Genomic DNA, 13,656 nt, shown 5'->3' on the forward strand with positions numbered 1-13,656 from the left:
GTTTTCTGAGGAGGTAAAGGATGCGGTTGATTGGCTGGACGTTGCTCTTGGCGCTCGTTTCTGGCGAGGCGCTGGCTCAGGCTTGCGTGGTACATAGCACGGCTGAGCGACTCGACGTGAAAGTCTGCCAGCAGAACCGCAACATCCCGGAAAAGCTCTTCGCCGACGGATTCTGCCAACCGAACCTTCCCGGGCAGAAAGTCGAGGTGCAATACGTCGACCAATGCCCCACCGGGGCGTTCGGCGTGTGCAACAACGCCCAAGTCGCCAATATGCCTTACCGGCAGGATATTCACTATTACGGCGTGGCGACCGATGCAGCGTATCTGAAGCCGTTTTGCGAAGGCCAGAGTCAAGGCAACTGGTTCAAGCCTTAACCCAGCCAATCCAGGGTAAGAATCAAACGGCGTTCGCCCGGCGCGGGTTGTGGCGAACGGTGGATCAGGCCGAAACCTTCGTTGCCGTGCCATTTTTCGCCTTTGAGCAGAGCCACTTCGCCGCTGGCGATATCCTCGATCAGCGCCTCTTCTGTGGGTTCGGCCTCAGGCTTGCCCAATTGCCGGCGATCCATCACCCCTTCTTTCAACCACTGACTGCCAATGCCGGAATACGTAGTAATCAAACGTACCGGCACATGATCAACGTGAAAGCGTGGGCACATGGCCTTGTCCAGAACCCGCACACGCAGGCCGATGCGCTTGGCGCCCAACAGACAGGCGAAGGCGCTGACCAGCCAGGACACGTCTGCAATGAAACCTGCATACCCTTCGAGATCGCTGAATCCCGAGGCCAATCCCTGCAGATCGGGTTCGGCTTCATCGCTGGACAACTCCAGGACCAGAGACTCGGCCAGCGGCTCGTTCAGGGACAGCAGCAAGCGCCCAAAATCGTCAATGTGCGCCGGGAGTTGGCGCTGCCAGACGGCGAGGTTCACCCCGTCATCAAGAATTCGGGTCAGAGTTTGCGGCGTTTCACCTAGAACCTGATGAACGATCGGCTGGCGCTTCAGACGGGGCGCCAACATCAGGCGGCTACCTCTTCGTGCCAAGGGCCGAACGGGTCTGACAGCAAGCGCCAGCCCTCGGCACCCAACGCCATTTCATCATCGGTCAGCAGGCAATTGTCGAGTTCGGCGGTGAGTTGCGCGAAGTCGATGTTCTGCCCGATGAACACCAGTTCCTGGCGGCAATCTCCGGTAGCAGCGGTCCAGTTTTCCATGATTCCGGCCGTGCTTTCTTCGTCCTGTGGCCACTGGTTTTTCGGCACGAAACGCCACCAGCGCCCGGCGAAACCGTGGCGCATCAGGCCGCCGGCCTGGGACCAACTGCCGGCGTCCATGTGCTTGCTGGCCAGCCAGAAGAAACCTTTGGAGCGCAGCAGCTTGCCGTTCACCCACGGCCGATCGATGAAGCTGAAAAAGCGTTGTGGATGAAACGGTCGGCGGGCTCGGTAGGCCGTCGAGGCGATGCCGTACTCCTCGGTTTCCGGCACGTGTTCTCCGCGTAATTCCTGCAACCAGCCTGGCGCCTGGGCAGCTTTCTCAAAGTCGAAGCGGCCGGTATTGAGGATTTTCGCCAAGGGGATTTCGCCCATGACCATCGGGATGATTTCCGCCTGTGCGTTGAGCCGTTCAAGGATCGCGATCAGTTCCTGGCGCTCGCGGCTGCTGATCAAATCGATCTTGCTTATGAGGATCACGTCGGCAAACTCGATCTGCTCGATCAACAGGTCGGTGATCGAGCGTTCGTCTTCTTCGCCCAATGTTTCACCGCGGGAAGCGAGGCTTTCGGCGGCCTGATAGTCGAGCAGGAAGTTCATGCCGTCGACCACCGTGACCATGGTATCGAGCCGCGCGATGTCGGCCAGGCTCTGCCCTTCTTCATCACGGAAGGTGAAGGTTTCCGCCACCGGCAATGGCTCGGAGATCCCGGTGGATTCGATCAACAGGTAATCGAAACGCCCGTCCCTGGCGAGTTTGCTGACTTCTTCGAGCAAGTCTTCACGTAAGGTGCAGCAAATGCAGCCATTGCTCATCTCCACGAGTTTTTCTTCGGCGCGGTTCAGGCTGACATCGCGCTGGACTTCGCTGCCATCGATGTTGATCTCGCTCATATCGTTGACGATTACGGCGACACGCAGGTTCTCGCGGTTACGCAGCACGTAGTTGAGCAACGTGCTTTTACCGGCGCCGAGAAAGCCCGACAGGACGGTCACGGGGAGACGATTGGGCATCAGGATTTCCTCACAGAGATGCCCGATCGCGATGCCGGGCTGATTTCAATGTTATAGCATAACGATGCAATCAAGCCAGCCCGCTCTTGCCCACAACAGCAAAGGGCACGATGCTGAAACCCGTCCGGCCCGAGAGAAATCCCATGCGTATTGCCCTGAAATCAGCGCTGATAAGCTTTTCGCTGTTGCTCGCCGTAAACGCCTGGGCGCAAATCCCGAGCCTGGCCAAATGCACCCGAAGCGCCAATCTGCTTGCCTGCGTGGATGCCGACGGCAATACCTATAGCGTCAACACCGCCGGCAGCACGATCTATTTGCGCGGTTTCGAAATGGCAGACAAACGCTATTGGGCGCAGACCAACAGCCGCTACGGACAACTCACCTTCTTCACCGGTATCGCCTCCGACGGCGAAGCCTGGGTCGGTTACAACCGTCGGGTTGGCTGGACCACCATCAACCGCTTCTCCAGTTCCGGCGGCAGCAGCGCTAAATTCACCTGCAGTCGGATTGCCGGCTGCTAGGCCTGCGCTTTTTCCTGCTGCTGTTGCCAGGCGATATAGCTGTTGAGCGGCGGATTCTTCTGAAAATAGCGCTGCAATCCTTCGAATAATCCGTCAGCCACAGCTTGCTGATGGCGCGCGGTCACGAGGCGCTGGCTGTCGCGGGCGTTGGAAATGAAGCCGGTTTCTACCAGGATCGACGGCACGTCCGGCGACTTCAGTACTGCGAATCCCGCTTGTTCCACGCGTTTTTGATGCAGCGTTGTGATGCTCGCCAAACTGCCGAGGACGGTGCTGCCCAACTGCAAGCTCGCGGCGATGGTGGCGTTCATCGACATGTCGAGAATCACCCCGGCGAGCATCGGATCCTTGTCCTTGAGGTTGAGCAAACTGGTGGCGCCCAACAGGTCCGCGCCGTTTTCACGTTGCGCCATGAAACGCGCCGTGGCCGAGGTGGCGCCGCCTTCAGACAAGCAATACACCGACGCGCCTGAAGCGGTGAGACGCGGCGCCGCGTCCGCATGCACCGAGATGAACATATCGGCGTTGTGCTTGCGGGCAATCTCGACACGTTTGCGCAGCGGAACGAAGAAGTCGTCGTTGCGCACCAGTTTCACGTCGTAGCCTTTCTCGCGTTTCAGCCGCTTGGCCAATAACTGAGCAATGGCCAGGACGACGTCTTTCTCTCGCTCCCCTTTGGCGCCCACCGCGCCGGGGTCTTTGCCGCCGTGCCCCGGGTCGACCACCACGATGATGTCGCGCTTGGGGTGAGGCTTGTCGACACTCGCCTGGGGCGCCACTGCGATGTGCAAGGGCGCCGCCGATTTCAGATCGAGCACCAGCCGATCGCCTTGGCCATCCTGCGGCGGCAGGAGAAAGCTGTTGAGCTGCACCGCGGCATTGAGGTCGAGGACTATCCGCGTATCGCCCTGACCAAAATGCCCGGAGCGGATCGAACGGATGACCGTATCGCCAAGCGCCAGCTGACTGAAGTCACCGCTGAGGCTGGCACCACTCAGATCGATGATCAGTCGATCGGGCGCGCTCAGTGAAAAGGTCTTGTACTGCACCGGCCCGCTCAAATCGAACACCAGACGCAGCTTGTCATCCGAACGCCAGAGCCGTGCGTTGCGAATCTGCGTGGCCGAAACACCGAAGGGTAAAGCGAAGGCTGCGCTGGCCAGAATCCAGTTGAGCAAGTGACGTCTGTGCATTTTGAAAGCCGCTCGTGAAAAAGGCGTAGTCGATTTTAATGTAATAACATAACATGCGATACCAACTCCCACGATGGACCTGCTCATGAATGCGCTGACTCTGCCGGATATCGCCGCGCAGGCTTCACGCCAAGCCCTGCCACTCGAATGGGTGGGCATGTGCGGCATTGCTCTTCCTGTTTTATTCGATGGTCAACGGTTGAGCGCAAAGGCTGACGCAGGCGTGAGCCTCGATGATGGAGAGGCTCGCGGCATTCACATGTCCCGGCTGTATTTGGTGCTGGAAATGCTGGAGCGGGAAAACCTGACACCTGCCCTGCTGCGGCGAGTCTTGCAAAGTTTTCTCGACAGTCATGAAGGACTGTCCCGCAGCGCTTATTTAAAAATCAGTGCTGATCTACTGCTCAAAAGGCCGGCGCTGATCAGCCCATTGGCGGGCTGGAAAACCTATCCAGTGAGCATCGAAGCGCGTTTGAAAAACGCGATGTTCCACGTGGAACTAAAAATCGACATTCCTTATTCCTCAACCTGCCCCTGTTCAGCAGCGCTTTCCCGGCAGTTGATTCAGCAACAATTCGTCGACGACTTCGCCAACAAGTCACTGCAACACGCCGATGTATTGGCGTGGCTAGGCTCTCCAAAAGGCATCGTTGCGACACCTCACAGCCAACGAAGCAACGCACTTTTACAGCTGCGACTTGACGATTATCTGGATGACCTGCCGCTGATTGCGTTCATCAATGACGCCGAAGCCGCACTGGGGACCGCCGTGCAAACCGCGGTAAAGCGCGCCGATGAGCAAGCCTTCGCTCTGGCCAATGGTCAAAATTTGATGTTCTGCGAGGACGCCGCCCGCCGCTTGAATCTGGCCCTGAAACGCTCCCCCGGTATCAACGCCTTCCACATACGCGTCGTCCACGCCGAAAGCCTCCATGCCCACGATGCCGTCGCCGAAAGCCGATGGAATTGGGTGGCCGCATGATCCGTTGCCACGCTTTGCGCTGGGGCGCGCCTGGGCAACCGCTCACACCGCCCTTGGATTTCGCATTACCCAAAGGCAGTCTGACTGCCGTAATCGGGGCCAATGGCTCGGGTAAAAGCAGCCTGCTGAAAGTCATCGCAGGGCTACAAAAACCACTGACTGGAAAAATCATCCTCGATGTTCCACGCACGGGTTCGGTTTCGTTTCTCCCCCAGCAACAACACCTGGACCGGCAATTCCCCATCAGCCTCCAGGAATTGGTAGCCGCTGGTTTCTGGGGCAGCAAACTATCCCCTGAGGTACGCAGCCAACGCCTCAAAGCCGTGCTGGAAAACTGGTGCCTCACGGGTCTGGAACAGCGCCCATTGATGGCTCTTTCTGGCGGCGAATTGCAGCGCGCCCTGCTCGCCCGCCTGAGTCTCGCCGAAGCGCCGTTGCTGTTGCTCGACGAACCCCACGCTGCGCTCGATGAACTCGGTCAGGCACTACTGTGGAAACACCTCCATGCCTGGCACGCAGATGGTCGAACCCTGGTGGTCGTGTGTCACGACCTGGCCGCGGTCCGCCAACACATTCCTCAAAGCTTGCTGATCAAAAGCAGCGGCTGCGTCCTCGGACCCAGTACCGAACTGATCCACCAACAACCGCAAACGCAGGTGGCTTGATGCTCGCAGCCGCTCATCTTTGGCAACCCTTCCACGAGTTCGTGTTCATGCGCCGGGCACTCATTGGCGGATTGGTCCTGGCTTGCAGCACGGCTCCGCTGGGCGTGTTTCTGATCCTTCGGCGCATGAGCCTGATCGGCGACGCGGTGGCTCACGGCATCCTGCCTGGCGCTGCGCTTGGTTTCTGGTTCGCCGGTTTAAGTCTGCCGGCACTGACCCTCGGCGGCCTCGGCGCAGGCCTGAGCATGGCCGGACTCGCGGCCTGGATCACCCGCCGGACGGGGTTGCGCGAAGACGCGAGCCTCGCCGCGATCTACCCGATTTCCCTCGCCAGCGGCGTGCTGATCCTCGGCATCGCCGGCAAACGTCTCGACCTGCTTCACCTGTTGTTCGGTTCGGCACTGGCAGTCGATGGGCCGACGCTATCGGGCATGCTGTGGGTCTCCGGTTTCAGCCTGATCGCCATGGCGCTCATCTACAAACCGTTATTGCTGGACACCCTCGACCCGCTCTTTCTGCAAACCGTCAGCCGCCTCGGTCCATTGGCACACGGCGTATTTCTGACCTTGGTGGTGCTGAACCTGGTGATCGGCTTCCAGGCTATCGGTGCGTTGATGGTGGTTGGCCTGATGATGTTGCCCGCCGCCGCGTCGCGCTTCTGGAGTCGCCGTTTGCCGACGTTGATCGCGATCGCCGCCCTGCTCGGCTGCCTCTCGGTGTGGCTCGGTTTGTTGCTGTCGTTCTACTACTCACTGCCCAGCGGCCCGGCGATCGTGTTGGTGGCGGGTGGTTTGTATGTGCTGTCCGTGGTGTTCGGTCCGGTGCACGGCTTGCTGCGCCGCCCGCCTTTGCTCACATCCCAATGAGGTACTTTCCGATGCGCGCTTTACTCGTGCTGTTCAGTTTGATGCTGTCGATGTCGCTGTCCGCTGCGGAAAAACTTCAGGTGGTCACCAGTTTCAGCATCCTCGCCGACATGACCCATCAGGTCGGCGGCGACCATATCCAGATCACCAACATGGTCGGTCCCGACGCCGATGCCCACACGTACGAGCCAACCCCGGACGATGCCAAAGCCTTGCTCAAGGCCAGACTCATCATCAAAAACGGTTTGGGTTTCGAACCCTGGCTGGACCGTCTGGTGACCAGCACCGAGACCAAAGCCCCTGTCATCAGCGCGAGCCACGGAGTCATCCCCCGCTCCCTGGATGAAGACGGCGAGACCGTACCCGACCCTCACGCCTGGCACAACCTGGCCAACACCGAGCTGTACATCAGCAACATCACCAAGGCGTTGATCGCCGCTGACCCAGCGAACAAAGCCGACTACGAACGCAACAGTCAGGCCTACCTGAAACAGATCTACGCCCTGCTCGCCGAAGCCAAGGCCAAGCTCGGTTCGCTGCCACCGGGCAACCGCAAGATCGTCACCTCTCATGATGCGTTCGGTTATCTGGGCCAGGCCTACGGCATCGACTTCATGGCACCGCAAGGACTGTCCACTGAACGCGAACCTTCAGCCGCAGAAGTCGCTGCGTTGATTACCCAGATTCGCCAGGCCAAGGTCAAAGCGGTGTTCATGGAAAACATCAAGGATGCGCGTCTGCTCAAGCAGATTGCCGACGAAAGCGGCGCGCACATCGGTGGCACGTTGTACTCCGATGCGCTCGCCGCGACCGGTCCGGCGAGTACCTTTGCCGGACTGTTCGAATACAACCTGAACACCCTCTACGACGCGTTGAGCAAGCCATGATCCGCAAGAATCCATCAGGTGATTTGCCACTGATTGCCGAGTCCGCGTACGTGGATAAAACCGCAATCATCTGCGGCAAAGTGGTGATCGGCGAAAACGTATTCGTCGGTCCCTACGCAGTCATTCGGGCCGACGAAGTGGACGCATCAGGCGAGATGGAGCCGATCACCATCGGCGCCAATTCGAACATCCAGGATGGCGTGGTGATCCACTCCAAGTCCGGCGCGGCGGTGACCATTGGCGAATTCAGTTCGATCGCTCACCGCTCCATCGTTCATGGCCCATGCACGGTTGGCGACCGGGTGTTCATCGGTTTCAACAGCGTGCTGTTCAACTGCGCGGTCGGCGATGGCTGCGTGGTGCGGCACAACTCGGTGGTCGACGGTCGTGATTTGCCCGAGGACTTCTACGTGCCCTCCACCACCCGCATCGGCCCCAACACCGACCTCTCGCAGTTCCCACCGGTGAGCGTCAGTGCCTCGGAGTTTTCCGAGGACGTGGCGCGCACCAATGTCGATCTGGTGCGCGGCTACAAAGCCCTGCAGAACGAGTTTTGACCATGAGCAGCGTGCTGATTCGCAATGCCAGACTAGTGAATGAAGGTCAGGAATTCGATGGCGATCTGCTGGTGAGCAACGGCCGGATCGTGAAGATAGCCAGCAGCATCCACGGAGAAAATGCCGACGTCGAAATCGATGCACAAGGGCAGTGGTTAGTGCCCGGCATGATCGACGACCAAGTGCATTTCCGAGATCCCGGGGCGCCGGATAAGGGCAGCTTTTACACCGAGTCGCGGGCAGCCGTGGCCGGCGGCATCACCAGTTTCATGGACATGCCCAATACAAATCCGGCAACCCTGACCCTCGCGGCACTCGCTGACAAAAAGCGTCGAGCGGCGATCAACTCTGTCGCCAACTACGGCTTTCACTTCGGCGTGAGCAACGACAACCTCGACACCGTCGCGGCGCTCAATCCCTGCGAAGTGGCCGGCGTGAAAGTATTCATGGGCGCCTCGACCGGCAACATGCTGGTGGACGATCCGCAGACACTTGAACGACTGTTCGCCGAGGTGCCGACCCTTCTGCTGGCCCATTGCGAACACACGCCGAGCATCGAAGCTAATACCGCGAAGGGGCTTGAGCGTTTTGGGGAACACATTCCCGCCGCCGTGCACCCGCAGATTCGCAACGCCGAAGCGTGCTTTCGCTCCTCATCAATGGCCGTGGACCTGGCCAAGCGACACGGCACCCGACTGCATGTTTTGCATTTGACCACTGCGCGGGAACTGGCGCTGTTCGAAGACAAACCGCTGGCCCAGAAACGCATTACTGCTGAAGTCTGCCTGCATCATTTGCTGTTCGATGATCGCGACTACCCGATCCTCGGAAACTTGATCAAGTGCAATCCGGCGATCAAGAGCCAGGCTGATCGTGACGCTTTGCGTCATGCGTTGCTGAGTAATCGCCTGGACGTTATCGGCAGCGATCACGCGCCGCACACCTGGGCGGAAAAACAACGGCCCTACCAACAGGCACCTTCCGGTTTGCCATTGGTGCAACACGCACTGCCCGCGCTGCTGGAACTGGTGATTGATGAAGTGCTGCCGATAACTACCCTCGTGGCCAAGACCAGTCACCGCGTGGCTGATCTGTTTGCTATTCCCGACCGCGGTTATCTGCGTGAGGGTTACTGGGCTGACCTTGTTCTTATCAAACCCGAGCCCGGCGGCGTTGCCGTATCCAGGGAGCCGGTCCTGTCGCAATGCGGCTGGACGCCTTTTGCCCGACAGCTTTTTCGCCACAGCGTCAGCACCACGATCGTATCGGGGCAAATTGCCTGGCACGCCAAACGTCTTAATGACAACTGCCAAGGTTTACCCCTACGGTTCATGCGCTAACGCGCGTTTATATGCACTCGAGAGCACCGACATGATTCACATCACCCTGAGCGATGGTTCATTGCGTGAATACGACCAACCGTTGTCGGTGTATGAGTTCGCCGCGAGCATCGGCGCCGGGCTGGCCAAAGCGGCCGTGGCCGGTCGGGTGGACGGCGTTTTGGTGGACTGTGAATTCATGATCGAGGCCGACGCCCGAGTCAGCATTGTCACCCCTCAGGAGCCCGATGGTCTGGAGATCTTGCGGCGCTCCTGCGCATTGATGCTGGCGGTGGCTATTAAACAACTCTATCCAAAAGCGCAATTGCAGACCGGATCGGCACTGGGTGACGGCTTCTTTTATGAGTTCGCGTTTGAGCGTCTTTTAAACCTGATCGACCTTGCTGGCATCGAAGCGCGCATGAAGACCCTGGCGGCAACCAATCATTCGATCCGGCGCCGCAAACCGGTATCCGCATCGACGCCCCCGGAGAAGTCATTGCCCTACGTCCTTGGGGGCTTCGAGTGTGTGACAGCAGGCCCGCATGTTCCCGCAACCCGAGTGTTGCAGGCGTTCGCGCTCGATCACATCAGCGGCACCGCGCCACAGCGGATCAATGGCACGTGCTGGTCCTGCCAACAGGAACTGGAAGACTGGCGGGCGCCGCCGCACGTGATCATCGTCAGCATGGACGATCGTCAGGCGGATTACGCACAGTCGGTAACCGAGGCGTTGCGCCGAAGTGGCGTGCGCGCACGCGCGGATCTGCGCAACGAGAAAGTCCGCCACAAGATCCGCGAGCACAGTCAGCAAGTGCCGTATCTGGTGGTGATCGGGGAGAAAGAAAAAGCGGGTGGGTTTGTCAGTGTGCGGAGCCGAACGGGGGAAGATTTCGGTCGGATGGCGGTTGAGGCGGTGTGTGACTGGCTTAGGTCGACTGGCATTTCGGGTGTCTGAAGCGACGCCATCGCTAGCAGGCTAGCTCCCACAGGATAAACACCATCCCTGTGGGAGCTAGCCTGCTAGCGAAGTTTTTAGGCCCGTGGCTTAACAGTCCCGCAATCCTGCCCCAACCAAACGGCGCGGGTATCAAGGCTACCCTTCTGCTGAAGGCCGGTAGCATTGAACGTGCCGTTGACCTTGGTGGTGAACTCACGATCACTGAGGAAGGTGGCGACACCCGCACCCTGCGCTTTCGGACAGCTGAAACGGAATTTCCACTGATTACCGCTGCGCTCAGTGATCTCCTGTTTGCAGCCCGATTGCGGATCCGTCAGCGGAATATTGTCTGACTTCACTTGCTCCGGCGTCAGACATGCCCGAATCCCCTTTCCGCCCATGGTGATGCCCTGCTTCTCCAGCTGCGCGCGCTGTTGCGGGGTCATCTGGCCCTGCAACTGACCGAGGATCAACTGCAAGTCCGGGAGGTTCTGGTCATCGACCTTCATGTTGCTGGTGGTCAATTCCCACAAACCCGGCTGCAGCATCTGTGCCTGAGCGGCCACAGGAAGTGCTAAACCAAAAGCCACGGCCAAACCCAGCAGACGAACGTTCATCGAGTAACTCCTGATCAGTAGTGGCCGTTAGACGTCAGCCATTGGCTTCAGTTCATGGGCCAATTAAATAGCGACATTCTGCACGGAACATGGTCTGTTAAGCATTGAATCTTCAGGAGCAAGGCTGCCCCATGGATTACTTTGGACCGCACATTTTCGGCTACACGATCGCACTGCTACATACGCTGGGCCTGATCGCAGCCATCCACGCCGTTCTTACCGTCAGGACCGCGCAGGGATCTATCGCCTGGGCCCTCTCGTTGATCTTCATGCCTTACCTCACGCTCATTCCATACCTGGTCTTCGGCCGCAGCACTTTCGATGGTTACATCAAGGCGCGGCGCCAGGCCAACGAAGAGATGCGCAAGGCAATCTCCGAGCTCAACTGGCGCCCTTGGGTGGAAGAAGCGTTAACCGCACGCGCCTCCAACGCTTACGCGTCCCTGAGGGCGATGCCGAAACTGGGGCGCATGCCGTGCCTGGCAAACAATGAAGTACGCTTGCTGATCAACGGCCAAGCCACCTTCGACGCGATTTTCGAAGCCATCGACAACGCGAAGGAAGCGGTGCTGATTCAATTCTTCATCATCCACGATGACCGCCTCGGCCAACGCCTGCAAAGCCTGCTGCTGAAGAAAGCCGCCGAAGGCGTGGCGGTTTACTTGCTGTACGACCGCATCGGCAGCCATTCCCTGCCCCACAGTTACGTGCAACCGTTGCGCGATGCCGGCGTCGAGGTGAAAGCCTTCGCCACCCGCAGCGGCTGGCTCAACCGCTTCCAGGTCAACTTCCGCAATCACCGCAAGATCGTCGTGGTCGACGGTATTCTGGGCTTCGTCGGCGGGCATAACGTCGGCGACGAATACATGGGCGAGAAACCACCGTTGGCGCCCTGGCGCGACACCCACGTCCGTGTGCGCGGGCCGGTGGTCGCCTGCATGCAGGAATCGTTTGCCGAAGACTGGTTCTGGGCCGCGCGATCATTGCCACCGCTGATCCTGCCGGACGAGTATCCGGACGACGGTGTGCTCTGCCAATTACTCGCCAGCGGCCCGGCCGATTCCTACGAAACCTGTTCGTTGTTCTTCGTCGAATCCATCCATGCGGCGACAGAACGGGTATGGATCACCAGCCCCTACTTCATCCCCGACGAAGCCGTGTTCGCAGCGTTGAGACTGGCGGTTCTGCGCGGCGTGGATGTGCGGTTGCTGCTTCCTTCACGACCGGACCACCGAATCGTCTACGCCGCCTCGAGCCTCTATGCGTTCGAAGCGGTGCGCGCAGGCGTGCGAGTGTTCCGCTACCAGCCGGGGTTCCTGCATCAGAAGGTGGTGTTGATCGACAGCGAAATCAGCGCCATCGGCAGCGCCAATATGGATAACCGCTCGTTCCGGCTCAATTTCGAAGTCATGTTGCTAACCGTCGACAGCACGTTTGCCGCCGAGGTGGAAGAGATGCTCAACGAGGACTTCGCCCAGGCCCACGAGATCGCCAAAGAAGAAAGCCGGGAGACCCGCCGCCTGCAACAGGTCGGCATGCGGATCGCCCGGCTTATTTCACCGATTCTCTAAAGGTAGATGTCGTCTCGCGTCCATGGCAGTTCATGGCTGCCATCGACGTGGGTTTTTACCGCGAGGATCTGGTGCAGATTGATCCAGCCTCTGGCGAACGCATAAGCGCATCCGGCCAGGTACAACCGCCAGATTCGCAGCGCCTGTTCCGGAACCAGTCTGGAAGCCGCTTCCAGATTGTCCTCCAGGCGTTCGCTCCAATGATCGAGGGTACGCGCGTAGTGCATGCGCAAACTCTCGACGTCGACGATCTCCAGCCCCGCTTCGCTGATCTCGGCGGAGATCATCGACAAGTGCGGCAACTCGCCGTTGGGGAACACATACTTCTCGATGAAATCTCCGACACCGCGTCCCACTGGACGGCCATCAGTGTGCTTGGCGGTAATGCCGTGGTTCATCACCAGGCCGCCCTCTTTCACCGCGCCGAACAACGTTTTGCAGTACTCGGCCAGATTGGCGTGGCCAACGTGTTCGAACATGCCGACGCTGACCACTTTGTCGAAGCGCCCGTCCTGAGGCAGATCGCGGTAGTCGAGCAGTTGCAACTCGACCAGATCGTCCAGACCTTCGGCGCTCACCCTTTCGCGGGCCAAATCCAGTTGCGCTTTACTCAGGGTAATTCCGAATACTTTCGCGCCGAACTCACGCGCCGCAAAGCGCGCCAGCCCGCCCCAACCGCAACCGACATCCAGCAGGTATTCACCTGGTTGCAGCCGCAGCTTGCGACACAAGTGACGGAATTTGGCTTGTTGGGCTTGCTCCAGCGTTTCGCTGCCGGTCTCGAAATACGCGCAGGAATACGCCATGTCACTGTCGAGCCACAGCTGATAAAACGCATTGGAAAGGTCGTAGTGGTAGGAAATCGCCTTCGCGTCGGTTTCCTTGTCATGGGCGGTGCGCACTGGCTGACTGTCTTGGTCACCGAGCAATTTCTGGCTCCACTCATCACAGATACGTATCACGTCGCTGATGGAACCTTCGAGCTCAAGTTTACCTTCGACGAACGCCGCGCCAAGCGCGTCCAAGCTTGGATGGGTGAACTGGGAAACCATTTGTGGGTCCTTGACCACAATCGTGACGCTGGGCGTCGGCCCCAGATTGAATTCATGGCCGTCCCAGAGTCGCAGGCGTAACGGTAACTGCAGATTCTGTAAGGCCGGTGGAAGTTGCGCGAGCATAGAGAATCACCCCTTGTTTCAGACGTCTGATTTGAGGGTAGACCATCCTTGAAAAATAGCTGGCTATCGATTTAATAGCGTTTTTGTATAACTCGCGGCGCCGTAACCAGCCGTCGGGGGCGATGGTC

General features: G+C 59.1%; 15 protein-coding genes. 10 read left to right on the top strand and 5 right to left on the bottom strand.

Annotated elements, in window-relative coordinates; translation table 11 throughout:
- The first annotated feature begins 20 nt into the window (after window positions 1-20).
- Complete coding sequence (locus ACYZT8_RS29675) at window positions 21-377, top strand: NADH:ubiquinone oxidoreductase (RefSeq protein WP_461978003.1); 357 nt, start codon at window positions 21-23, stop codon at window positions 375-377.
- On the opposite strand, the gene ACYZT8_RS29680 is transcribed toward ACYZT8_RS29675, so the two are convergent.
- Window positions 374-1,024: a DUF1826 domain-containing protein gene (locus ACYZT8_RS29680; RefSeq protein ID WP_461978005.1), complete on the bottom strand. Its 651-nt coding sequence runs from the start codon at window positions 1,022-1,024 to the stop codon at window positions 374-376. The genes ACYZT8_RS29675 and ACYZT8_RS29680 overlap by 4 nt on opposite strands.
- A complete protein-coding gene (zigA, locus tag ACYZT8_RS29685; RefSeq protein WP_461978007.1) occupies window positions 1,024-2,232 on the bottom strand; it encodes a zinc metallochaperone GTPase ZigA in 1,209 nt (402 codons plus the stop codon). The genes ACYZT8_RS29680 and zigA overlap by 1 nt, the downstream gene beginning before the upstream one ends.
- 143 nt (window positions 2,233-2,375) lie before the next feature.
- On the opposite strand from zigA, the gene ACYZT8_RS29690 reads away from it, so the two are divergent.
- On the top strand, window positions 2,376-2,753 hold the full coding sequence (locus ACYZT8_RS29690) for a glutamine synthetase (protein WP_461978009.1): 378 nt from the start codon (window positions 2,376-2,378) through the stop codon (window positions 2,751-2,753).
- Here the strand turns inward: ACYZT8_RS29690 and ACYZT8_RS29695 are convergent.
- Entirely contained in the window at window positions 2,750-3,946 is a 1,197-nt protein-coding gene (locus ACYZT8_RS29695) for an N-acetylmuramoyl-L-alanine amidase (protein WP_461978011.1), read from the bottom strand. The two genes, ACYZT8_RS29690 and ACYZT8_RS29695, sit on opposite strands and share 4 nt — an antisense overlap.
- An 85-nt stretch (window positions 3,947-4,031) precedes the next feature.
- Here ACYZT8_RS29695 and folE2 point away from each other — a divergent pair, with 85 nt between their 5' ends.
- The 7 genes from folE2 to ACYZT8_RS29730 are packed head-to-tail and all read left to right on the top strand — an operon-like array spanning window position 4,032 to window position 10,180.
- Complete coding sequence (folE2, locus tag ACYZT8_RS29700; protein ID WP_461978013.1) at window positions 4,032-4,928, top strand: GTP cyclohydrolase FolE2; 897 nt, start codon at window positions 4,032-4,034, stop codon at window positions 4,926-4,928.
- Window positions 4,925-5,593 carry a metal ABC transporter ATP-binding protein gene (locus ACYZT8_RS29705; protein WP_461978015.1) on the top strand — a complete coding sequence of 223 codons (669 nt, stop codon included), beginning with the start codon at window positions 4,925-4,927 and terminating at the stop codon, window positions 5,591-5,593. The genes folE2 and ACYZT8_RS29705 overlap by 4 nt, the downstream gene beginning before the upstream one ends.
- On the top strand, window positions 5,593-6,459 hold the full coding sequence (locus ACYZT8_RS29710) for a metal ABC transporter permease (protein WP_461978018.1): 867 nt from the start codon (window positions 5,593-5,595) through the stop codon (window positions 6,457-6,459). The genes ACYZT8_RS29705 and ACYZT8_RS29710 overlap by 1 nt, the downstream gene beginning before the upstream one ends.
- A gap of 11 nt (window positions 6,460-6,470) precedes the next feature.
- On the top strand, window positions 6,471-7,346 hold the full coding sequence (locus ACYZT8_RS29715) for a metal ABC transporter substrate-binding protein (RefSeq protein WP_461978020.1): 876 nt from the start codon (window positions 6,471-6,473) through the stop codon (window positions 7,344-7,346).
- Window positions 7,343-7,903 (top strand): gamma carbonic anhydrase family protein, encoded by a 561-nt coding sequence (locus ACYZT8_RS29720; protein ID WP_077748526.1) that lies wholly within the window; start codon window positions 7,343-7,345, stop codon window positions 7,901-7,903. Before ACYZT8_RS29715 ends, ACYZT8_RS29720 begins: the two co-directional genes overlap by 4 nt.
- A 2-nt stretch (window positions 7,904-7,905) precedes the next feature.
- Window positions 7,906-9,243 (top strand): dihydroorotase, encoded by a 1,338-nt coding sequence (locus ACYZT8_RS29725; RefSeq protein WP_461978022.1) that lies wholly within the window; start codon window positions 7,906-7,908, stop codon window positions 9,241-9,243.
- A gap of 31 nt (window positions 9,244-9,274) precedes the next feature.
- Window positions 9,275-10,180, top strand: a complete 906-nt coding sequence (locus ACYZT8_RS29730; protein WP_461978024.1) for a His/Gly/Thr/Pro-type tRNA ligase C-terminal domain-containing protein — start codon at window positions 9,275-9,277, stop codon at window positions 10,178-10,180.
- Between the two features lie 77 nt (window positions 10,181-10,257).
- Here the strand turns inward: ACYZT8_RS29730 and ACYZT8_RS29735 are convergent, their stop codons facing one another.
- Window positions 10,258-10,779 (bottom strand): DUF3617 domain-containing protein, encoded by a 522-nt coding sequence (locus ACYZT8_RS29735; protein WP_461978026.1) that lies wholly within the window; start codon window positions 10,777-10,779, stop codon window positions 10,258-10,260.
- A 131-nt stretch (window positions 10,780-10,910) separates the two neighbouring features.
- Between ACYZT8_RS29735 and cls the strand changes: the two genes are divergently transcribed.
- A complete protein-coding gene (gene cls / locus ACYZT8_RS29740; protein WP_461978028.1) occupies window positions 10,911-12,350 on the top strand; it encodes a cardiolipin synthase in 1,440 nt (479 codons plus the stop codon).
- Here the strand turns inward: cls and cfaB are convergent.
- A complete protein-coding gene (cfaB, locus tag ACYZT8_RS29745; protein ID WP_461978029.1) occupies window positions 12,347-13,528 on the bottom strand; it encodes a C17 cyclopropane fatty acid synthase CfaB in 1,182 nt (393 codons plus the stop codon). The genes cls and cfaB overlap by 4 nt on opposite strands.
- Between the last annotated feature and the right edge of the window lie 128 nt (window positions 13,529-13,656).

The organism is Pseudomonas sp. LB3P93, from assembly GCF_054898025.1.

Bases quoted from the DNA above. Each gene is read 5' to 3' on its own strand.
- ACYZT8_RS29675 (WP_461978003.1), top strand. From the start codon at position 21: ATGCGGTTGATTGGCTGGACGTTGCTCTTGGCGCTCGTTTCTGGCGAG.
- ACYZT8_RS29680 (WP_461978005.1), bottom strand. From the start codon at position 1,024: ATGTTGGCGCCCCGTCTGAAGCGCCAGCCGATCGTTCATCAGGTTCTA.
- zigA (WP_461978007.1), bottom strand. From the start codon at position 2,232: ATGCCCAATCGTCTCCCCGTGACCGTCCTGTCGGGCTTTCTCGGCGCC.
- ACYZT8_RS29690 (WP_461978009.1), top strand. From the start codon at position 2,376: ATGCGTATTGCCCTGAAATCAGCGCTGATAAGCTTTTCGCTGTTGCTC.
- ACYZT8_RS29695 (WP_461978011.1), bottom strand. From the start codon at position 3,946: ATGCACAGACGTCACTTGCTCAACTGGATTCTGGCCAGCGCAGCCTTC.
- folE2 (WP_461978013.1), top strand. From the start codon at position 4,032: ATGAATGCGCTGACTCTGCCGGATATCGCCGCGCAGGCTTCACGCCAA.
- ACYZT8_RS29705 (WP_461978015.1), top strand. From the start codon at position 4,925: ATGATCCGTTGCCACGCTTTGCGCTGGGGCGCGCCTGGGCAACCGCTC.
- ACYZT8_RS29710 (WP_461978018.1), top strand. From the start codon at position 5,593: ATGCTCGCAGCCGCTCATCTTTGGCAACCCTTCCACGAGTTCGTGTTC.
- ACYZT8_RS29715 (WP_461978020.1), top strand. From the start codon at position 6,471: ATGCGCGCTTTACTCGTGCTGTTCAGTTTGATGCTGTCGATGTCGCTG.
- ACYZT8_RS29720 (WP_077748526.1), top strand. From the start codon at position 7,343: ATGATCCGCAAGAATCCATCAGGTGATTTGCCACTGATTGCCGAGTCC.
- ACYZT8_RS29725 (WP_461978022.1), top strand. From the start codon at position 7,906: ATGAGCAGCGTGCTGATTCGCAATGCCAGACTAGTGAATGAAGGTCAG.
- ACYZT8_RS29730 (WP_461978024.1), top strand. From the start codon at position 9,275: ATGATTCACATCACCCTGAGCGATGGTTCATTGCGTGAATACGACCAA.
- ACYZT8_RS29735 (WP_461978026.1), bottom strand. From the start codon at position 10,779: ATGAACGTTCGTCTGCTGGGTTTGGCCGTGGCTTTTGGTTTAGCACTT.
- cls (WP_461978028.1), top strand. From the start codon at position 10,911: ATGGATTACTTTGGACCGCACATTTTCGGCTACACGATCGCACTGCTA.
- cfaB (WP_461978029.1), bottom strand. From the start codon at position 13,528: ATGCTCGCGCAACTTCCACCGGCCTTACAGAATCTGCAGTTACCGTTA.